This window comes from Rhizobium sp. BK289 (assembly GCF_014193575.1).
GTDB lineage: Bacteria > Pseudomonadota > Alphaproteobacteria > Rhizobiales > Rhizobiaceae > Rhizobium > Rhizobium tropici_C.
Genome location: NZ_JACHZO010000010.1, coordinates 66,979 through 87,397 on the forward strand (window position 1 = coordinate 66,979; position 20,419 = coordinate 87,397).

Consider the following 20,419-nt stretch of genomic DNA (forward strand, 5'->3'; position numbering starts at 1 on the left):
ACTCAAACAACTTGGCAGTACCGTCCAGCGACAGCAAACGAGATTGAAGGACAGCGTTGAGTTTCGAAGTGGGAGCGCGAAATATTGCTGCAGGTGTTCAACGCTGGGCGACCATTTTTAGCGCCTGCGAGGAAGATTTGTATTTTTCCATCGTCGACTCCACGATCACAGCACCACGTGCGATCGATTTTGCGCAATAAAGTGCCGCGTCCGCGCTTTTAAGGGCAGCCTCACAGCTTATTTCGTTTCGCGAAACCTCGCTGACCCCAAACGAAGCGCCAACGGAGATTTCGCAGCCCAACAGAAGCATTTTGGTTGAAAGAGAAGCGGCTAAATTTTGACAGATTTCCGCCGCCTCTGCTGCAGATAGGCCCGGCATCATGATGGCGAACTCATCACCGCCAAGACGAAAGATCCTGTCTTCCGGGCGGACACCTGCTCGTAGCCGCGCGGCTACTACCTTTAACAGCTCGTCGCCCATGGCATGGCCGCAAGTATCGTTGACGGCCTTAAAGCCGTCGAGATCGAGGCAAGCGATTATCAACGGCCCTTTCTTTGTCAAGGTCGAGAATTCCGGCCCCAGAAGCGAGCGGTTGGCAAGGCCTGTCAGGAAATCATGTGTTGCGGCATGCCGCATCTGCCTTTCCCGGTTCATCAGCATTTGAGCTGTTGTTTGGGTGATGCGGATCATCAACGCAGCGCCGGCGACAAGAACAAATGCCACCGTCAAGATCAGAGGTAACGATTGCCAAAGAAAGTCGGAAGCGGGCGTTGGCGGGAGCCAGGATAGAACTTCGATTTCACCCTCCGTTCCGACGGCGATTTCGGCGCGCGCGCGGTCGGGTGAGACCGTAGGAAGGGGACCGATTTGCGCGTTGTTGAGGAGAAAACGTTTCCCGAAGAAATCTTGCAGGGTACCGCCGATCGGCATGGCTGTGATGAGAACGGGCGCGCGATTACCTTTGGGTTTGAAAGTCCCGAAATCCGGCTGGAACAGGCTGGCAGAAAGCAGGACCGCCTCGTCCCCCATCACCTCAATTCGGCTCATTGCCAAGGGTTGTGGAATGCCTGGTTTCGCAGGTCGTTGCTCACGGGAGCGGATGGCCGTCAGAAGCTCGGAAGCATCCTTGACCATTGCCGCTGGACCGCGCGCGAAAAAGGGCTTGTCCTTCACGGTGTCATCCGTCCGAGAGTAGATGATCGCGTCATGGGAATCGAGGACGACTGCTGAACGTGTTCTCGATGTGCCGATCAGAGAAGCCCCAATGTTTCTGTCAGTCCACTCTTGGTCAAAGGAATTATCCAGCTTTGCGATTGCCTCGTCCCAAATGGTCCAGGCTGTCAGAGAAAATTCAACATCGGAAATCCACAAGGAGATATTCCGTTCGACGAGCATCTCCTGACTTCGCCGTGCCTCAGCATCGATCCGCTTCACTCCATAATAAGGAAAGGTGGCCATTGCTGCGATAAATAAAGCTATGCCGGCAATCGCCGGGCCGAGGAGCCGGATATGTAAGAAACGCATGTCTGCTCGTCGTCCCGATACTTTTGGATAGTAATGTTACACTAGACCTCAGAGCTTACCGCGACGTTATCGAGCAGAAACTTGAAACACGTCTTCGCATCTCATTGTCTTGGGGAGCGCATATTATTGACGAGGTTCCTCAACCGGAGCCGAGGATACTAAGCGGTATGGAAGCCTCTCACGGCATCGAAGGGTTTCGCGCTCCGCCGCAAAGAAACTAGATGCGTCGAACAGAACTCAGCCTCTGGCGGAGGCGACAAGCCGTAGACTGATCGATTAAGTAACGGCGCGTGTATGTATAAAGCATCTAATATATATCAGCCCGTGTATTCTCCAAAAATATTTTATCGTGTTGATAAAGATACTTGCCAGAGCGGCAATCCTTCTCGAAATTATCAAAAAATAAACGAAGTTATATGATTAATCGGGCCACAGGGTCTTCCCATGACGGCAGAGGCTTCCCTGTAAGCCAGACGTTCGAATTTAGATACGCGAGCTCAAAATTGGGTAGCAGTGAATAATCGCGCATGGAGGCTTTCTGCCTCCGGCAAACTAGACGCATGCACTTCTTATCCTCTGAAATACTGGCCGCTCACTCAGGGCGCCGCGATGAAGGCGGTTCTTTGCTCGACTTTCGCTGGACCAAGAGGATTTACGATGTCCACGTTCAACAACCTAAAAATCGTCACCAAAATTTCCGTTGCGTTCACCGCGCTTATCCTCCTGAGCATCGCTGTATGCGCTATCAATCTGAGTGGTTTGGCACGGCAAAATGCAGCCGTGGGCATCACTGAGCATACTTACCAAGTACTGTCGACGCTTGAGCGCATTACCGCATCGATGGTCAATCAGGAGACTGGCCTCAGGGGCTATCTCATCGCTGGCGACGAAGCGTTTCTGGGCCCTCAGAAGGAAGGTCAAGCAAGCTATCGCCAGGCTCTAAGTGACGTAAAGGCGTTGACCGCGGACAATCCGCTTCAACAGTCTCGACTCGTGGCACTCGACGTCTTTGTCTCCGATTGGACCGGAAAGGTTTTGCAAAAGGAAGTCACTCTCATGCAGAGCGCGGGTTCGCAGGATCAGGCTCGCGCATTGGAGGCATCAGGGGCTGGCAAGCAGTACATGGACGCGATCCGTGCCAAGGTTACTGAAATGGCAGCAGAGGAGCGTGACTTGCTTGAAAGGCGCAATGCCGACGCCAGGCAAGCCGCACAAACCACCGCCTTCAGCAACTATGTCAGCTGCGCTCTGACGATCGCGCTCTCGCTTACAGCTTTGTGGCTCATCTATCTTTTCGTGGTCAAGCCGATCAAGAACATCAATGCTGCCATGTGTAGGCTTGCAGACGGGGATCGCGATAGCCAAATACCCCACATCGAGCGCGGGGACGAAGTCGGCGAAATGGCGGCAGCGGTGGAAGTGTTCCGTGAAAATGCCATGGAGCGGGTCCGCCTGGAACGGGAAACCGAAGCCAACCGCTCAATGAGCGAGCGCGAGCGCATCGAACGGGAAAAGCAAAAGGCCAAGGAAGCCGCAGACGTGCAGTTTGCCGTCGACAATCTTGCCGCGGCTCTATCGAAGCTCGCGGAAGGAGATGTCTCCTACCGCATCCATCAGCCCTTCGCAGCGTCGCTCGATGGCGTTCGCGGTGACTTCAACAACTCTGCCGACAAGCTGCAGGTGGCATTGAGCAATGTTTCCCAGAATGCTCGCGGTATCGATGCCGGCGCCAACGAAATCAAATCAGCCGCCGACGATCTCGCCAAGCGAACCGAGCAACAGGCCGCCGCCGTAGAACAGACTGCAGCCGCGCTGGAGCAGATTACCACCACCGTCAAGAACTCCACGCAGCGCGCCCAGGATGCGGGACAGCTCGTGTCACGCGCCAAGGCGGGAGCGGAGCGATCGGGGGAAGTTGTTCGCCGCGCCGTAGCAGCCATGGAGCAGATTGAGACGTCGTCTGGGGAGATTTCCAACATCATCGGTGTCATTGACGAAATTGCCTTCCAGACAAATCTTCTGGCGCTAAACGCCGGTGTCGAGGCGGCGCGGGCAGGTGACGCCGGAAAGGGATTTGCCGTCGTCGCGCAAGAAGTCCGCGAACTTGCTCAACGATCCGCCCATGCGGCAAAGGAAATCAAGGCGCTGATTACCACCTCCAATGGTCAGGTTCAGCAGGGTGTGCAGCTGGTCGGCGATACCGGTAAGGCCCTTGAGACGATCGTGGCTGAGGTACAGGAAATCAATCGCCACGTGCTGGCTATCGTGGAATCGGCGCAGGAACAGTCCTCCGGGCTTCAGCAGATCAACACAGCCGTCAACCAAATGGACCAGGATACACAAAAGAACGCTGCGATGGTCGAAGAGACTACAGCCGCAAGTCACAGCTTGGCTAAGGAGGTCACATCGCTCAGCCAACTGCTTGGCCAATTCAGACTCGGGGATGCAGCGCTTCAGCAGGGAACATCTGTCCGCATGGCCAATATCCACGACAAGCCGGTCGGCTCCCCAGTCAAAGCACTTGGACGCAAGATCGCATCGGCTTTCTCCGGCAACGCAGCCATCGATACTAAAAGCGGCGAGTGGGAGGAATTCTAATGGATATCTCCGTCAGATCCGATGATCAACTTCTGGAGATCATCGCCTTCATGCTGCATGATCAGCAGTTCTGCGTGCGTACCATCTCCATACGAGAAATTCGCGGTTGGGGACCGGTAACGCCGTTACCTCACACTCCACCAGAGGTCATGGGCGTAATGAACCTGCGCGGCTCAGTCATCCCAATCGTGGACCTTGCCGTCAAGCTGGGAATGCCACCAGCACAGACGACCGAGCGCAGCGCCATTGTCGTCACCAATGTCCGGGGGAGGACCATTGGCCTCATGGTTGATCGGGTCTCCGACATCTTGACGGTATCGACATCCGACCTCCAGGCTGTGCCTACGGCGGCCGGACTTTCGACACCCGGCTATGCGGAGGGAATGTTCGCTCGAGGCAAAGACATGATCTGCTTCCTCAACCTCGATGGGATCTTCGCTTCGAGCGCGTCGGACGAGCGGGAGGATGTTGCCTAGATTCCGGCCTCAGCGTCGGCCGCGATATCGTATATGCGGCCGGCAGCCAACAAGCATCAGACCCGTGAATTGCCGGCGTAGAGCCATAGCAAGGGGCGGAATCATGAACGCGGAGCGCAAGGGGGTGTAATCGGGCACGTCCGCAGGAACGCTCTGGGCTTTAATGTGGCGAGGCAGCGCGCTGGCTGGCGGTATCATACTGATAGCGTCGGAACTACATTGCTTGATGATTGTGAACCGCCGTCATGCCTTGTTTACGACCATTTCGCCGCTGCGGCTTTGCCGTAGCGGGGGAAGATGAAATCTTGTCTCCTGTTTCACGGTGGAGACTCAGCCATGTATTCTGCGAGGAATGGTGGAACGGCACGTGCCGAGATGCATGCCGGCCTCTTGAATGCGTTTTCGCATTCGACACGCCTTCTTATCCTGAACGCCATTCGCACGCGGGAAGTTAACGCCGGTGAGCTTTGCGAGATTTGCGGCTTGAGTCAGTCGGTCATCTCGCAGCACTTGGCACGGCTTCGAGAGCAGGGCGTCGTGAAAACGCGCGGGGTACATCAGATGATCTTTTATCGGCTTGCGTTGCAGGATGCGGGAAAGGCTGCTTCTCGCATTAGGGGAGATCTATGGTGTCGGAGGAGGAACTCCCATCGATCGTCATTCGGGCGATTTCGATCAATGGCGCTTAACAGGCGATTTTCTGCGATGGTACCGCCTTTCAGACGACCTCTCTCAGCGTCTCGATGCTGATTAACGAAGCGGCTCGCGCCAGTGAGCCAGGCATGGTCTCAATTTCCGGTCCTTCACTTGAACGTGGGATGATATCGTCTAGGCTGCGACCGAGTTGCTCTGGCTTCCTGTGTTCCGGAAGCTCCATAACCGAAGTCGTCATCGATTGCATTGGCGCGAATTGCGTGAGCTCAGCGCTTAGTTGCAAAAAGGGATAAAACGACTGAAATTACAGATAGTTAAACGCAAAAAAATTCTGCGAATTAACTATTCTTTATTGAAAATCCATCACTGTTTTATTGGAAATCATGAAACTCTTTCAATCGAGAATCCGCTCGATCCCGTCACCTTTACCAATCGCTGTCACTAGACTTCAGGAAGGGGAGCTGTTTTCGTGCTGGGATTCTTTGACAATAATGAGAAGGCGAAATTACGGGCGCTCGATACCATCAGCGCCAATATCATGATCGCCGATGCCAAGCTCAACATCACGTATTTGAATGATGCGACCCGCGAGTTGCTAAAGCAGGCCGAGGGCGATCTCAAGAAAGAGCTGCCGAGATTCGAAGTCGACAAGCTTGTGGGATCCAACATCGATATCTTTCATAAGAACCCATCCCATCAGCGCGGCATGCTGTCGAAACTCACCACACAGCATCGTGCTACCATCTCCGTCGGGCATCATAGCTTTGATCTTATCGTGACCCCGCTAAAGCATGGACAGGTCGTTACCGGATTTGTGGTCGAATGGGCTGACGCAAGGGTGCGACTGCAAAATCTTGATTATCAGGCGCAGATGGAGGCAATCAGCCGCGTGCAGGCCATCATTGCGTTCGCGCCCGATGGCCAAGTCTTGTCCGCCAACCAGAACTTCCTCGAAGCGCTTGATTACCGTCTCGACGAGATCAAGGGTCAGCATCATCGCATGTTCGTCGATCCTAACTATGCGGCCTCGCAGGAGTACCAAGATTTCTGGACGCAATTGCGCGCCGGCAAGGTGCAAGCGGCGGAGTTCGTGCGCTTAGGCAAGCGCGGAAAGCGGGTGGTGATCAATGCCTCCTATAATCCGGTGCTGGACGAGAAAGGACGGGTGGCTAAGGTCGTGAAATTCGCAACCGTGGTGACGGAACGTGTTCACGCGGTCGATACCATCGGCGATGCCTTGACCAGGATGGCGGCAGGCGACCTGTCATTTGAGCTGACGAACCCGTTTGCGCCAGATTTCGAGCTGTTGCGGAGTAACCTCAATGCCGCGCTGGCACAGCTGAACGGCACCTTGAGCGGCGTTTCGCAGTCGAGCGATCTTCTCGAAAGCAATTCTCGCGAAATCAGTCACAGCGCGAACGATCTATCCCGGCGAACGGAACAGCAGGCTGCCTCCCTTGAGGAAACTGCCGCCGCGCTCGACGAAATCACCGCCAACGTCACCAATGCGTCGCGCCGCGCCGAAGAAGCTCGGTCTGCAACTCAGACTGCCGACGAGAGCGCAGCCCGCTCCGGCAGGATCGTCGCCGAAGCGGTCGAGGCGATGGCCGGAATCGAGCGCTCTTCGAGCCAGGTCTCGAATATTATCGCGGTGATCGACGAGATCGCGTTTCAGACCAATCTGCTGGCTTTGAACGCCGGCGTTGAGGCCGCGCGTGCAGGTGATGCGGGCAAAGGCTTTGCGGTTGTTGCACAGGAAGTTCGTGAGCTAGCCCAGCGCTCGGCGCAGGCGGCCAAGGAAATCAAGGAACTCATTCGCAATTCGTCTGAAGAAGTTGCCAAGGGTGTGAAACTCGTCAGCGAAACCGGGTCTGCGCTCAAGATCATCCAGCAGCAGATCGTGTCCATTAACGACCATATGCAGGCAATCGCCAGCTCGGCGAAGGAGCAGGCAACGGGCCTTGCGGAAGTGAATACCGCCGTCAACCAAATGGACCAGACCACGCAACAGAACGCTGCCATGGTCGAGGAATCGACCGCCGCCAGCGCGACGCTCGCCACGGAGACGGCGAAGCTGCGGGAAATGGTGGCGCAGTTTCAACTGCGGGACAGCTCCAGATCACCTGTGCTGACTGCGGCCGCTCCGACCACGTCGTGGCGTGAAGATGCCGCGCCTGCGCGCCAAGCGCGATTTCGTCGGCGCGCCAATGTCGGTAATGCAGCCCTGCAGCTCGAGGGATGGGAGGATTTCTGAGCCGCTCAATGCCACTGAGGCGAACTGAACGGTGAGCCAAATCTTGGGTCGAGCATAAGGCATCTGTAAGGTCACTTACCAGCCGACCGGGTCATCTGCTCTGATTCCCTCAAGACCAGGCCATCGTTCAAAATCCGAGGAACATTCCAAACCACTGCGATCCTCTGTCCGTTAACGAATCGACGTTTGACTAACGTCCTGCCACGATTGTTTGATGCTCGAGGTCCTATAAGCGATGCGGAAGCGGATAAGACTCCACCAACTCCGGTTAGGTATGTTTGTCGAGGATGTAGAAAGCGAAGCTCGCGTGTCGGTTCGAAAGTTCGTCCCGTCACTCATTTCTTCGGCGTCTGAGATCGACCGTATGATGAACTGTAAGGTGATCAGCGTGGTCATTAACGTTCGCAAGGGTCTCGACGTCGAGCAGCAAACGCCGCCGTCCAACCATTCCAGGAGAAGGCGCTTCGAAACGGATCTTCTTGCGTCATTTTCGATGAGGGCCATTGAGGAAGCGCGGCAGTCGCTGGCAACGGCAAAGTCTTACATCCATAACGTGCTATCGGACGCTAGGATCAAGGGCACCTTTTCTGTCAACGCCGCGGATGAGGCGGTAATTAATATCATGTCAGATGCCGCAAGCAATGCTGCTGCGATGATCGCGATCGCACGGCTGAAGGAGCACGACGAGGTAACGTTTCTTCACTCGTTTGCCGTGAGCGCGCTGATGGTCACGTTCGGCCGAAAGCTCGGGCTGGGGGAACACGACATACGACTCCTCGCCATGGGGGGTCTAGTCCATGACCTTGGCAAGATGGCATTACCCCCATCCATCCTATCGAAGACTGGAAAGCTGACATCCAAGGAAATGGCCATTGTGCGCACTCATCCACAACGTGGCTATGAATTAATATCGAGGCTCGACAGCATGCCACTGCAGATTCTCGATATTTGCCTCTACCACCATGAGAAGTTCGACGGTTCCGGCTATCCGCATCATTTGGCCGGGGATGAGATACCCTTTATGGCTCGCATCGCCGCAATTTGTGATGTTTATGATGCTCTCACGACTGTGAGGCCTTACAAGAAGGCTTGGTCACAAACTGAGGCAATCAACTTAATGATGAATTCGCCCGGGCATTTCGACCCTGATCTGTTAGCGACTTTCGTATCGCGAATGATTATCGACGGCACCCTGAATTGATCGAGGCCGGCAATTTGGTCGGACGGGCGTATGCGCCGCCCACGACCCATTGATTGATCAGTTGGAGCCGGTTGATAGTCTTGCGGGAGGGCCGGATGTGAGCTCACCCGATAGTATCTGACGAGCTCATTGTGAGGGCCTTGATGCGAGCGGCATAGGCCCATGGCATCAGATCGTCGATATCTTTGGCGAGGTGGCCGTTTGCGAGGCGGGTGAAGAGGTCGCACAGATAGGCGTAAGGCTCAACGCCGTTCATTTTACAAGCTGTGCCGATCAGGCTGGCAAACCGGGCCCAATTGCGGCCCCCTTCATCGTGATCAACAGGATGTTTCTCGGGTTCGGCGGTCCAAAACGAGCAGGGTAGTCAGTCTAAGGCCGATTGAGCCGGGTTCTCCGGGCCATCGATGAGCGTGTCGGGCTTTGCAAAACCGACGAGGGCGGCAGGTTCCGAAATTTCCACGCGCGACCCCTCCACCCTGACGCCGCACGATTTCAACGTCGAGAAGGCGCGGGACAGATTTTCGGGCGTCATTCCGAGGCGCGATGCCAGAATGCGTTTTTCGACGAGAATCTCGACCGTTCCGTGCCGACCCTGGTCCTTGTCCGCGCGCAGGAGCCAGTTTGCGAGCCGCTCGGCACTCGTGCGCAATTTCTGGCTCTTCAGGTCCTTGATCGTGCGGCGATAGCCTCTGGCCAACTCCATGACGATCGCGCGCATGAAGGCGGGATCGGTTTCCATGGCAAGGCGTATTCTTCCGGCCGGGATCATCAGGATGCTGGAAGGTTCCAACGTCCGCGCCGACTGGAGATAGACTTCGTCGTTGAGCACCGCGGCAAGAATGAAGACGCCGACCGGAGCGACGATGTCCAGCGTGGTTTCGCGCGTCTCCGTTGCCGCAAACATTTCGACCAGCCCCTCCACGACGATGTAGAGGAAGTCGGCGGGCTCGCTTTCACGGATAAGCGTTACGCCTCGGGGGAACCGCTGCAGGTAGCTGGCCTCGATCAGCGAGTGGAAAGAATCATCCTGCACATCCCTGAACAGTTCCAGACTCCGGATCGCCGCAGCATTTTCCGATCGCATCGTGCGTTCTCCGCCCTTCGCTTGATGGGTTTATAGTGCAAAAACGAAATTTATCAATTTGCCAGTATAAATAGGTCAATCGGCAAATCTATATTTGATAATTTCTGAAAAAACTCTTCGTTCATCTCTGACATTGTTATCGTTCCACAGTTTTATTTGACGGAAATCAAAGTTACCGCATGCATTCGCAGTTATTCCCCAATTTCGAGACCGAAGGATTCTCTTTGTCACGAATGGAATATCGTCATGCCTGCTCTCCAAGAGATTGACGCAAAGACACAGCGTACCGCCCTTAGCGCAAGCACGGTTGCCTTTACAGTATGTTTTGCGGCCTGGACTATTTTTGCCATCATTGGCATCCGGATCCGGGAGGAACTCGGGCTAAGCGAGACTGAATTCGGGCTCCTCGTCGGCACGCCGATCCTCACGGGCTCGCTGATCCGCGTCGCGCTCGGCATCTGGACGGATCTTTATGGCGGCCGCATTGTGTTCGTCATAACGATGCTTGCCTCGGCCGTCGCAACCTTCCTGCTGACCTATGCGCATACCTATCCGCAAATGCTTCTGGCGGCTCTCGGCGTCGGTATCGCCGGTGGTTCGTTCGCTGTCGGTGTCGCTTATGTGTCGCGGTGGTTTCCGCCGGAAAAGCAGGGTGTTGCGCTCGGCATCTTCGGTGCCGGCAATGTCGGTTCGGCTGTCACCAAGTTCCTGGCGCCGTTGGTGCTGGTCGCCTGGGGCTGGCAGGCCGTGGCCGAAATCTGGGCCGCGGCGCTCGTCCTCATGGCAGTCATCTTCTGGTTCGTCACCGATGACGATCCGATAATCAAAGACCGGCGGAGGGCCGGCATCCGGCCGAAAGGCGCCTGGCTCGAACTGGAACCGCTGAAAAACGTTCAGGTCTGGCGTTTTTCGCTCTATTATTTCTTCGTCTTCGGCGCCTTCGTCGCCCTGTCGCTTTGGCTGCCGCAATATCTTATCAATGTCTATGGTCTCGATATCCGCACCGCCGGCATGATCGCCGCCTTTTTCTCGGTGCCGGCCAGCCTCTTCCGCGCCTATGGCGGGCATCTGTCCGATGTCTATGGCGCGCGCCGTGTGCTCTACTGGACGTTTCTGGTTTCCATCGTCGCCACCTTCATCCTCGCCTATCCACCGACGGACTACGCGGTTAAAACGCTCAACGGCCCTGCCACCTTCCACCTCGAAATGGGCCTGGTCGGCTTCACCGTTGTCCTCTTCGTCCTCGGCTTCTTCATGGCGCTGGGCAAAGCTGCCGTCTACAAGCATATTCCGGCTTATTATCCGGATCATGTCGGTGCCGTCGGGGGACTGGTTGGGATGATCGGCGGTCTCGGCGGTTTCCTGCTCCCGATCCTTTTCGGTGTTCTGCTTGATCTCACCGGTTTGTGGACCAGCTGTTTCATGGCGCTCTTCCTGCTGGTGTCGGTCGCGCTCGTCTGGATGCATGTGGCCATCCGTCAGATGGAGCGCCGCGCGGTGGGAAAGAGCCTCGAAGCGCTGCCGCCCTTTCCGGAAATGCAGGGCATGCCGGCGCCGAAGGTCGAGCCCCGCCGCAGCGATGCGGTACTTACCGACTGGCGTCCGGAAGATCCGACCTTCTGGACGGAAAAGGGCAGCCGCATTGCGCGCCGCAATCTCTGGCTTTCGATTCCTGCGCTGCTGCTCTCCTTTGCCATCTGGCAGGTCTGGTCCGTGGTCGTCGCCAAGCTGCCGCTGGTCGGCTTCACCTTCACCACCGACCAGCTCTTCTGGCTGGCGGCTCTCCCCGGCATTTCCGGCGCGACCTTCCGGATCTTCTATTCCTTCATGGTGCCGATTTTCGGCGGACGGCTGTGGACGACGCTGACCACCTGGTCGCTGATCATCCCGGCGCTCGGCATCGGCTTTGCCGTGCAGAATCCGGAGACGCCCTATGTCGTGCTGCTTCTGCTCGCCTTGCTCTGCGGCTTCGGCGGCGGCAACTTCGCCTCCTCCATGTCCAACATCTCCTTCTTCTTCCCGAAGTCGGAGAAGGGCAATGCACTGGCACTCAATGCCGGCCTCGGCAATCTCGGTGTCAGCGTCGTGCAGTTCGTGGTTCCGCTCGTCATCACTGCCGGCATCTTCGGCTGGCTGGGCGGCGATCCGGCCATGGCGAAGGCGGCAGCCGGAGCAGCGCCGCTGTGGCTGCAGAATGCCGGCTTCTTCTTCGTGCCCTTCATTGCCATTTCGGCCTTCGCCTGCTGGTTCGGCATGAACGACATCGCTTCGGCCAAGGCATCCTTCGCCGAGCAGGCGGTCATCTTCCAGCGCCGGCACAACTGGATCATGTGCTGGCTCTATACCGGCACCTTCGGCTCCTTCATCGGTTATTCGGCCGGCTTCCCGCTGCTTGCCAAGACGCTGTTTCCCGACGTCAACGCCCTGCAGTTCGCCTTTCTCGGACCGCTGGTCGGTGCGCTCTCCCGCTCGGGAACGGGCTGGCTGGCCGACCGCTACGGCGGCGCACGGGTGACCTTCTGGGTCTTCGTTCTGATGATGATCGGTGCTGGCGGCGTTCTGTGGTTCATCGCCACCAAGGATCAGCCGGGTGCCTTCTGGGGCTTCTTCATCTCCTTCCTGGTTCTCTTCTTCGCGGCCGGCGTCGGCAATGCGTCGACCTTCCAGATGATCCCCGCGATCATGCGCAAGGAGATGGTCCGGCTGATGCCCGAAGCCAGCGCGGAAACCCGTCGCCTGCAGGCGGAAAAGGAATCGGCTGCGATCACCGGCTTCACCTCGGCGATCGCCGCCTTCGGCGCCTTCTTCATCCCGATGGGCTACGGCCTGTCGATCGCCTTCGCGGGCGGGGCCGAGGCTGCGCTCTGGGCCTTTCTCATCTTCTACGTGACCTGCCTCGTCCTCACCTGGGCGGCCTACACCCGTAAGGGCAGCCTTCTCTACGATATCGAGCGCGGCAAGCGCAGCACCGCCGGCACCGCCGCCGCGGCCGAATAAGACCAGGAGAAATACATGTCTCATTTTCTCGACCGGCTAACCTTTTTCCGAAAGAATGTCGGCCAGTTTTCGAACGGCCACGGCGTCGTCACCAGCGAGGACCGCTCCTGGGAAGACGGCTACCGCAAGCGCTGGCAGCACGACAAGATCGTCCGCTCCACCCACGGGGTGAACTGCACGGGCTCCTGTTCCTGGAAGATCTACGTCAAGGGCGGCATCGTCACCTGGGAGACGCAGCAGACCGATTATCCGCGCACGCGGCCGGACCTGCCCAATCATGAGCCGCGCGGTTGCGCCCGCGGCGCCTCCTATAGCTGGTATCTCTATTCCGGCGCGCGGGTGAAATACCCGATGATCCGCGGACGGCTCCTGAAGCTTTGGCGCAAGGCGCGGAAAACCATGTCGCCGGTCGCAGCCTGGGCGTCGATCGTCGAGGATGCCGAAAAGCGCAAATCCTACATCTCCATTCGCGGCCATGGCGGCTTCGTGCGGGTGAACTGGGACGAGGTGACGGAAATCGTTGCCGCCGCCAATGCCTATACGATCAAGGCGCATGGGCCGGACCGCGTCATAGGCTTCTCGCCGATCCCGGCGATGTCGATGGTCTCCTATGCGGCCGGCGCGCGCTATCTCTCGCTCATCGGCGGCGTATGCATGTCCTTCTACGATTGGTATTGCGACTTGCCGCCGGCAAGCCCGCAAACCTGGGGCGAGCAGACCGATGTGCCTGAGAGCGCCGACTGGTACAATGCCGGCTTCATCATCGTCTGGGGTTCGAACGTGCCGCAGACGCGCACGCCGGATGCGCATTTCTATACCGAAGTCCGCTATAAGGGCACCAAGAGCGCCGTCGTCAGCCCTGACTATGCGGAGGCGACGAAATTCGCCGACATCTGGCTGAACCCGAAGCAGGGAACGGATGCGGCGCTGGCGCTCGCCATGGGCCATGTGATCCTGCGGGAATATTACCTCGAGCGGTCGGTCCCTTATTTCGAGGATTATGCCCGCCGCTACACCGATATGCCGCTCCTCGTGCGGCTAGCACAGCGCGACGGCCGGCTCGTTCCCGAGCGCTTGCTGCGAGCTTCGGAACTGGAAGACGCGCTGGGCGAAACCAACAATCCGGAATGGAAAACGGTCGCGATCGACGAGAAGACGGGCGAGTTGGTCGCCCCTCTCGGTTCCATCGGCTATCGCTGGGGTGAATCGGCCAAGTGGAACCTCGAAGAGAAGGACGGTCACGGCCGTAACACCTCTCTCAAACTCTCGCTTGCGGGCGAGGGTACCGAGATCGCGGCGGTCGATTTTCCCTATTTCGGCGGCCGTGCCACCGAGCATTTCGTGGCGACCGAACATGGCGAAATCCTGACCCGCAACGTCCCGGTCCGGACGATATCAGGCACCGATGGCGCGCCCATGAAGGTCGCGACCGTCTATGATCTGATGATGGCCAATTACGGCCTCGATCGCGGTTTCGGCGGTGCCAATATTGCCCGCGACTACGATGAGAATGTGCCGTTCACGCCCGCCTGGGCCGAGCATATCACCGGCGTCAGGCGCGATGCGATCATCACGGTCGCGCGTGAATTCGCCGCCAACGCCGAGAAGACCAATGGCCGCTCGATGATCATCATCGGCGCCGGCATGAACCATTGGTACAACATGGATATGAACTACCGCGGCGTGATCAACCTTCTCGTCTTCTGCGGGGCGATCGGTCAGTCCGGTGGCGGCTGGTCGCATTATGTCGGGCAGGAGAAACTGCGGCCGCAGACCGGCTGGACGCCGCTTGCCTTCGGGCTCGACTGGTCTCGTCCGCCGCGCCACCAAAACTCGACATCATTCTTCTATGCTCATACCGATCAGTGGCGCTACGAGACGCTGACGGCCGCCGAAATCCTGTCGCCGACGGCGCCCGAGGGTGATTGGGAAAGCAGTTTCATCGACTACAATGTCCGCGCCGAGCGCATGGGCTGGCTGCCGTCAGCCCCGCAGTTGAAGGTCAATCCGCTCTCGATCGCTGAAAAAGCGAAGGTGGCCGGTCTGGAGCCGAAGGATTATGTTGCGAGGGCCCTGAAATCCGGCGAGCTCGAGCTTTCCTGCGAAGACCCGGATGATCCGGCCAACTGGCCACGCAATATGTTCGTCTGGCGTTCGAACTTGCTCGGCTCTTCCGGCAAGGGGCACGAATACTTCCTGAAGCACCTGCTTGGCACTGAAAACGGCGTCATGGGCAAGGATCTCGGAGCGGAAGGCGCCGTGCGCAACAAGGAAGTCGCCTGGCACGACGAGGCGCCGCGCGGAAAGCTCGACCTTTTGGTGACGCTGGATTTCCGCATGTCGACCACATGCGTCTACTCTGACATCGTCTTGCCGACTGCCACCTGGTACGAGAAGAACGACCTCAACACCTCGGACATGCATCCCTTCATCCATCCGCTGTCGGCGGCGGTCGATCCGGCCTGGGAAGCACGCTCCGATTGGGACATCTACAAGGGTATCGCCGAAGCCTTTTCGCGGGTCGCCCCGGAAGTGCTCGGTGTCGAACAGGACGTCGTGTTGACGCCGATTCAGCACGATACTGCCGGGGAGATGGCGCAGCCCTTCGATGTCAAGGACTGGAAACGCGACGAGATCGAGCCGATTCCCGGCCGCAGCATGCCATCGGTTGCAGTCGTCGAGCGTGATTATCCGAACATCCATGCCCGCTTTACCGCACTCGGACCGTTGATGACTTCCATCGGCAATGGCGGCAAGGGCATCAACTGGCAGACTGAACATGAGGTGGCAGCGCTTGCGGCGCTGAACGGTGTGCATCGGGACGGTGCGGCAAAGGGCCTTGCGAAAATCGAGACCGACATCGATGCGGCAGAGGTCATTCTGATGCTTGCGCCAGAGACCAATGGCGAAGTGGCGGTGAAGGCCTGGGAAGCCCTGTCGAAGGCGACGGGCCGCGACCACGCGCACCTTGCCCTTCCCAAGGAAGATGAGAAGATCCGCTATCGCGATATTCAGGCGCAGCCGCGCAAGATCATCTCGTCGCCCACCTGGTCGGGCATCGAGAGCGAGAAGGTGTGCTACAATGCCGGCTACACCAACGTCCATGAGCTGATCCCCTGGCGTACGCTCACAGGCCGCCAGCAGCTCTATCAGGACCATCTTTGGATGCGGGCTTTCGGGGAAGGCCTCGTCACCTGGAAACCGCCGGTCGATTTGAAGACAATCGGTGTGGTCAAGGATCGCCATCCGAACGGTAACAAGGAAATTGTTCTCAATTTTCTGACGCCGCACCAGAAGTGGGGCATCCATTCCACCTATACCGACAACCTCCTGATGCTGACACTGAACCGGGGCGGGCCGGTCGTCTGGATTTCGGAGACGGATGCGAAATCGGCGGGCATTGTCGATAACGACTGGGTCGAAGTCTTCAACGCCAATGGCGCACTGACCGCCCGCGCCGTCGTCTCGCAGCGCATCAAGCAGGGCATGGTGCTGATGTATCACGCCCAGGAGAAGATCATAAACACCCCCGGTTCGGAACTGACCGGCAACCGCGGCGGCATCCACAATTCGGTGACCCGCACCGTCCTCAAGCCGACCCACATGATCGGCGGCTATGCCCAGCTTGCCTACGGTTTCAACTATTACGGCACCGTCGGCTCCAACCGCGATGAGTTCGTCGTCGTGCGTAAGATGTCCAAGGTCGATTGGCTGGAAGAGCCGCTTGCAACCAGTGCTCAGAAGGAGGCTGCAGAATGAAGATCCGTGCCCAGATTGCGATGGTTCTCAATCTCGATAAGTGCATTGGCTGCCATACCTGTTCGGTGACCTGCAAGAATGTCTGGACCAGCCGCAAGGGCGTCGAATATGCCTGGTTCAACAATGTCGAGACCAAGCCCGGCGTGGGCTATCCCCGCGAATGGGAAAATCAGGAGAAATGGAATGGCGGCTGGCGGCGCAAGCGCAACGGCAAGATCGAGCCGAAGATCGGTGCGAAATGGCGTATCCTTGCCAATATCTTCGCCAATCCGGACCTGCCGGAGATCGACGACTACTACGAACCCTTTACCTTCGACTACGACCATCTGCATACCGCGAAGGAATCGAAGGCATTCCCGACGGCGCGCCCGCGGTCACTGATTTCGGGCGAGCGCATCGAGAAGATCGAATGGGGTCCGAACTGGGAGGAAATTCTTGGCGGTGAGTTCGAGAAGCGTTCGAAGGATGTGAATTTCGAGGGGATCGAGAAGGAGATCTACGGCCAGTTCGAAAACACCTTCATGATGTACCTGCCGCGGCTGTGCGAGCACTGCCTCAACCCGGCCTGCGCTGCCGTCTGTCCCTCGGGCGCCATCTATAAGCGCGAAGAGGACGGCATCGTGCTCATAGACCAGGACAAGTGCCGCGGCTGGCGCATGTGCGTGTCCGGCTGCCCTTACAAGAAGATCTATTACAACTGGTCGTCCGGTAAGTCGGAAAAGTGCATCTTCTGCTATCCTCGCATCGAGGCCGGCCAGCCGACCGTCTGCTCGGAAACATGCGTCGGGCGCATTCGCTACCTCGGCGTGCTGCTCTACGATGCCGACCGCATCGAGGCGGCCGCAAGCGCCCCTAACGAGAAGGATCTCTACCAGGCCCAGCTCGATCTCTTCCTCGACCCGAAGGATCCAAAGGTGATCGCCCAGGCGCGCGCCGACGGTGTGCCGGAGGCATGGCTCGAGGCCGCTGTTGTTTCGCCGATCTGGAAGATGGCGATGGACTGGAAGGTTGCCTTCCCGCTGCATCCCGAATATCGCACCTTGCCGATGGTCTGGTATGTGCCGCCGCTGTCGCCGATCCAATCGGCGGCGTCCGCCGGCAAGATGGGCCTGAACGGCGATATGCCGGATGTTCGTTCGCTGCGCATTCCGTTGCAATATCTCGCCAACCTCCTGACTGCAGGCAATGAGGAGCCCGTGGCGCTGGCGCTGGAGCGCATGCTTGCCATGCGCGGCTACATGCGCGCCAAATCCGTCGACGGCCGCATCGACGAACGTATTGCTCGGAATGTCGGGCTCACCGGCGCCGACATCGAGGACATGTACCAGATCATGGCGATCGCCAATTACGAGGATCGTTTCGTCATCCCGACCGCGCACCGCGAATGGAGCGAGGATGCTTACGACCTGCGCGGCTCCTGCGGCTTCTCCTTTGGCAACGGCTGTTCCGGCGGCTCAAGCGAGACCAACCTCTTCGGCACGAAGCCGCAGACGAAGGCCAAGAACCCGATGGAGATTGCATAATGACCGAGAGGCAAGCCGTTCTTACCTTCCGTGCACTCTCCGCACTCCTGACCTATCCGTCAGAGGAACTCTGTGCCGCCGTGCCGGAGATCGAAGAGGCGATCGCCGCGGAGAAACTCGTCCCGCCTTCCGTCCTATCGGCGCTTCGCCCGCTTCTCAATGATCTTGCATCGCTCGATCTCTTTGAGCTGCAAGAACGTTATGTCGAACTCTTCGACAGGAGCCGGCGCCTTTCGCTGCATCTCTTTGAGCATGTGCATGGAGAAAGCCGCGACCGCGGCCAGGCCATGGTCGACCTTGCCGCCCTTTATGAAAAGGACGGACTGGAGCTCCAGGCCAATGAACTTCCGGATTATCTGCCGCTCTTCCTCGAATATCTGTCGACGAAACCGCTTGGCGAGGCGCTCAGCCTTCTCTCCGAGACTGCTCATATTCTGGGTGCGCTTGACGAGCGCCTGGTTTCAAGAGTTTCGCCCTATGCGGCCGTGTTAATGGCCATTCGAGTCATTGCGGGCGTCCCGCTCGATGCGTCCGGCGAAGCGGATCTCTCCAAGGGAGAGGCGGCCGATCTCTCCTCGCTCGATGCGGAATGGGAAGAGACAGCCGTCACCTTTGGCCCTGGAAGCGGTGCCATGGATGGCTGTTCCACCGAAAGGCTTCAAACCCGGCTGCGAGCCGCACATCGCGATGTGCGCAGCAACGTCCATTGAAAGAGGAAGATCATGTCCGAGACGATCAATTCCGCACTCTTTGGCTGGTATCCCTATTTTTGCCTCACCGTCTTCCTACTTGGCAGCCTCATCCGCTTCGACCGCGAGCAATATACCTGGAAGACCGGCTCTTCGCAGTTGCTGCGGCGCAAGCAGCTGCGTTGGGGTTCCAACCTCTTTCATATCGGCATTCTGGTAATCTTCGTCGGCCACGCCGGCGGCTTGCTGACGCCGATTGCGATTTTCGACGCGCTGGGAATCCCGCACAGCTTCAAGCAGGGACTTGCGATCGCCGTTGGTGGCGTTGCCGGCATCGCCTGCTTCATAGGCATCACGCTTCTCGCTCATCGCCGCTTCTTCGATCCGCGCATCCGCGCGACCTCGAGCTTCGGGGATATGGCGATCCTGCTCATTTTATGGCTGCAGCTGACGCTCGGCCTCTCCACCATCTTCGTCTCGCTTCACCACATGGACGGTCATGAGATGGTGAAGTTCATGAACTGGGCGCAGGGCATTTTGACCTTGCAACCGGCCGCCGCCTACGTCGCGGATGTGCATCCCATCTTCAAAATGCACCTGTTGCTGGGCATGACGATCTTCCTGCTGTTTCCGTTCACCCGCCTGGTCCACGTCTGGAGCGCGCCGATCTGGTATCTTGGGCGCCCCGGCTATCAGGTGGTGCGGAGCCGCTTCGATCGCGGGCGTCATCCGTCGCGTTCCTATAGACATCCCGGGGAGTGACCATGGTTTCCATCATCATCGACCGCACTGGCGCACAGCCTGGAGACGAACACGAGCACCGGCATGACCACCGGCCAAGTTGGGCGGCCGGCGCAGGCGTCATGCCGCCGGTCAGCGTCAATGGCGTGCCGATCTCCCGCAAGGATATTGCCGCTGAGACGCAGAATTTCCCGGCCGACAATCCAGGCGCTGCGTGGCATGCTGCGACGCGGGCGCTTATCGTTCGCCATCTGCTTTTGGACGAGGCGCAGCGTCTGGGTATTCCGATTGAGCCACAGGCCGACGCCGAGGGGCGCGTCGAAACCGACGAAGACGCACTGCTGCGTGCCCTTCTTGAGCGGGAAGTGCAGACCCCTGCGGCAGACGAAGAGGTGTTGCGCCGCTTCTATGACAATAACCGCAAGCGCTTCGTAACGCCGCCGCTTTTCGAGGCGGATCATATCTTGATTGTCGCGCCGCGGCAGGATGCCGACGCTTTCGCCGAGGCGCGGGAACGGCTGGCCTCGCTTGCCGACCTTCTGGAGCGCGAGCCGGGGCGCTTTGCAGCGCTTGCCGGGGACTGCTCCGATTGCCCTTCGAGGGAAGTCGGTGGCAGCCTCGGGCAGATCAGTCCGGGAGAAACGACACCGGAATTCGAAGCCGCGCTTGCCGCTCTTACCCCTGGTGAAATATCCGCCCCGATCGAAACCCGTTATGGTGTCCATCTCATTCGGCTGGTGCGGAAGATCGAAGGCGCACTTCTGCCGTTCGAGGCGGTCAACAGCCGGATCGCTGACTATCTTGAAGACCATGTCCGCCGGCAGGCAACAGCACAATATATCTCGCTGTTGATCGGCCGCGCCGAGATCCGGGGCATCGCTCTCGATGGTGCCGCCACTCCCCTGGTGCAGTGAGGGC

13 protein-coding genes and 1 pseudogene are annotated in these 20,419 nt (G+C 58.3%); 11 read left to right on the forward strand and 3 right to left on the reverse strand.

From position 1 onward, the window contains the following. Positions 1 to 97: 97 nt before the first annotated feature. Positions 98 to 1,525 carry a diguanylate cyclase gene (locus FHT84_RS20090; protein WP_183763789.1) on the reverse strand — a complete coding sequence of 476 codons (1,428 nt, stop codon included), beginning with the start codon at positions 1,523 to 1,525 and terminating at the stop codon, positions 98 to 100. A 657-nt stretch (positions 1,526 to 2,182) separates the two neighbouring features. Between FHT84_RS20090 and FHT84_RS20095 the strand changes: the two genes are divergently transcribed. The 5 genes from FHT84_RS20095 to FHT84_RS20115 all read left to right on the forward strand — a co-directional run bounded on the left by FHT84_RS20095 (position 2,183) and on the right by FHT84_RS20115 (position 8,708). Beyond that, positions 2,183 to 4,123 (forward strand): methyl-accepting chemotaxis protein, encoded by a 1,941-nt coding sequence (locus FHT84_RS20095; protein ID WP_183763792.1) that lies wholly within the window; start codon positions 2,183 to 2,185, stop codon positions 4,121 to 4,123. Next, entirely contained in the window at positions 4,123 to 4,599 is a 477-nt protein-coding gene (locus FHT84_RS20100; protein WP_183763795.1) for a chemotaxis protein CheW, read from the forward strand. Before FHT84_RS20095 ends, FHT84_RS20100 begins: the two co-directional genes overlap by 1 nt. Before the next feature lie 375 nt (positions 4,600 to 4,974). Beyond that, positions 4,975 to 5,349, forward strand: a complete 375-nt coding sequence (locus FHT84_RS20105; RefSeq protein WP_183763947.1) for a metalloregulator ArsR/SmtB family transcription factor — start codon at positions 4,975 to 4,977, stop codon at positions 5,347 to 5,349. 373 nt (positions 5,350 to 5,722) lie between these two features. Further along, entirely contained in the window at positions 5,723 to 7,507 is a 1,785-nt protein-coding gene (locus FHT84_RS20110) for a methyl-accepting chemotaxis protein (RefSeq protein WP_348647363.1), read from the forward strand. A 235-nt stretch (positions 7,508 to 7,742) separates the two neighbouring features. Further along, positions 7,743 to 8,708, forward strand: a complete 966-nt coding sequence (locus FHT84_RS20115) for an HD-GYP domain-containing protein (RefSeq protein ID WP_183763798.1) — start codon at positions 7,743 to 7,745, stop codon at positions 8,706 to 8,708. A 103-nt stretch (positions 8,709 to 8,811) separates the two neighbouring features. Here FHT84_RS20115 and FHT84_RS20120 read toward each other — a convergent pair. Together FHT84_RS20120 and FHT84_RS20125 are read right to left on the reverse strand one after the other, a co-directional pair. Beyond that, a pseudogene (locus FHT84_RS20120) lies at positions 8,812 to 9,024 on the reverse strand (transposase domain-containing protein); the annotation flags it as partial. A gap of 48 nt (positions 9,025 to 9,072) precedes the next feature. Beyond that, complete coding sequence (locus tag FHT84_RS20125) at positions 9,073 to 9,792, reverse strand: cyclic nucleotide-binding domain-containing protein (protein WP_183763801.1); 720 nt, start codon at positions 9,790 to 9,792, stop codon at positions 9,073 to 9,075. Between the two features lie 246 nt (positions 9,793 to 10,038). On the opposite strand from FHT84_RS20125, the gene FHT84_RS20130 reads away from it, so the two are divergent. From FHT84_RS20130 to FHT84_RS20155, 6 genes are all read left to right on the forward strand, one after another. After that, entirely contained in the window at positions 10,039 to 12,789 is a 2,751-nt protein-coding gene (locus FHT84_RS20130) for an MFS transporter (RefSeq protein WP_183763804.1), read from the forward strand. Positions 12,790 to 12,804: 15 nt separating this feature from the next. Beyond that, positions 12,805 to 16,548, forward strand: coding sequence for a nitrate reductase subunit alpha (locus tag FHT84_RS20135; RefSeq protein ID WP_183763807.1), 3,744 nt, complete (start codon positions 12,805 to 12,807; stop codon positions 16,546 to 16,548). Continuing rightward, a complete protein-coding gene (gene narH / locus FHT84_RS20140; protein WP_183763810.1) occupies positions 16,545 to 18,071 on the forward strand; it encodes a nitrate reductase subunit beta in 1,527 nt (508 codons plus the stop codon). The genes FHT84_RS20135 and narH overlap by 4 nt, the downstream gene beginning before the upstream one ends. Then, entirely contained in the window at positions 18,071 to 18,781 is a 711-nt protein-coding gene (narJ, locus tag FHT84_RS20145; RefSeq protein ID WP_183763813.1) for a nitrate reductase molybdenum cofactor assembly chaperone, read from the forward strand. The genes narH and narJ overlap by 1 nt, the downstream gene beginning before the upstream one ends. A gap of 12 nt (positions 18,782 to 18,793) precedes the next feature. Continuing rightward, on the forward strand, positions 18,794 to 19,522 hold the full coding sequence (gene narI, locus FHT84_RS20150) for a respiratory nitrate reductase subunit gamma (RefSeq protein ID WP_183763816.1): 729 nt from the start codon (positions 18,794 to 18,796) through the stop codon (positions 19,520 to 19,522). A 101-nt stretch (positions 19,523 to 19,623) separates the two neighbouring features. Beyond that, the gene (locus FHT84_RS20155; RefSeq protein ID WP_246698590.1) at positions 19,624 to 20,415 is read left to right on the forward strand and encodes a peptidylprolyl isomerase; all 792 of its coding nucleotides are present in this window, start codon (positions 19,624 to 19,626) and stop codon (positions 20,413 to 20,415) included. The last annotated feature ends 4 nt before the right edge of the window (positions 20,416 to 20,419 follow it).

Bases quoted from the DNA above. Each gene is read 5' to 3' on its own strand.
- FHT84_RS20090 (WP_183763789.1), bottom strand. From the start codon at position 1,525: ATGCGTTTCTTACATATCCGGCTCCTCGGCCCGGCGATTGCCGGCATA.
- FHT84_RS20095 (WP_183763792.1), top strand. From the start codon at position 2,183: ATGTCCACGTTCAACAACCTAAAAATCGTCACCAAAATTTCCGTTGCG.
- FHT84_RS20100 (WP_183763795.1), top strand. From the start codon at position 4,123: ATGGATATCTCCGTCAGATCCGATGATCAACTTCTGGAGATCATCGCC.
- FHT84_RS20105 (WP_183763947.1), top strand. From the start codon at position 4,975: ATGCATGCCGGCCTCTTGAATGCGTTTTCGCATTCGACACGCCTTCTT.
- FHT84_RS20115 (WP_183763798.1), top strand. From the start codon at position 7,743: ATGCGGAAGCGGATAAGACTCCACCAACTCCGGTTAGGTATGTTTGTC.
- FHT84_RS20125 (WP_183763801.1), bottom strand. From the start codon at position 9,792: ATGCGATCGGAAAATGCTGCGGCGATCCGGAGTCTGGAACTGTTCAGG.
- FHT84_RS20130 (WP_183763804.1), top strand. From the start codon at position 10,039: ATGCCTGCTCTCCAAGAGATTGACGCAAAGACACAGCGTACCGCCCTT.
- FHT84_RS20135 (WP_183763807.1), top strand. From the start codon at position 12,805: ATGTCTCATTTTCTCGACCGGCTAACCTTTTTCCGAAAGAATGTCGGC.
- narH (WP_183763810.1), top strand. From the start codon at position 16,545: ATGAAGATCCGTGCCCAGATTGCGATGGTTCTCAATCTCGATAAGTGC.
- narJ (WP_183763813.1), top strand. From the start codon at position 18,071: ATGACCGAGAGGCAAGCCGTTCTTACCTTCCGTGCACTCTCCGCACTC.
- narI (WP_183763816.1), top strand. From the start codon at position 18,794: ATGTCCGAGACGATCAATTCCGCACTCTTTGGCTGGTATCCCTATTTT.
- FHT84_RS20155 (WP_246698590.1), top strand. From the start codon at position 19,624: ATGCCGCCGGTCAGCGTCAATGGCGTGCCGATCTCCCGCAAGGATATT.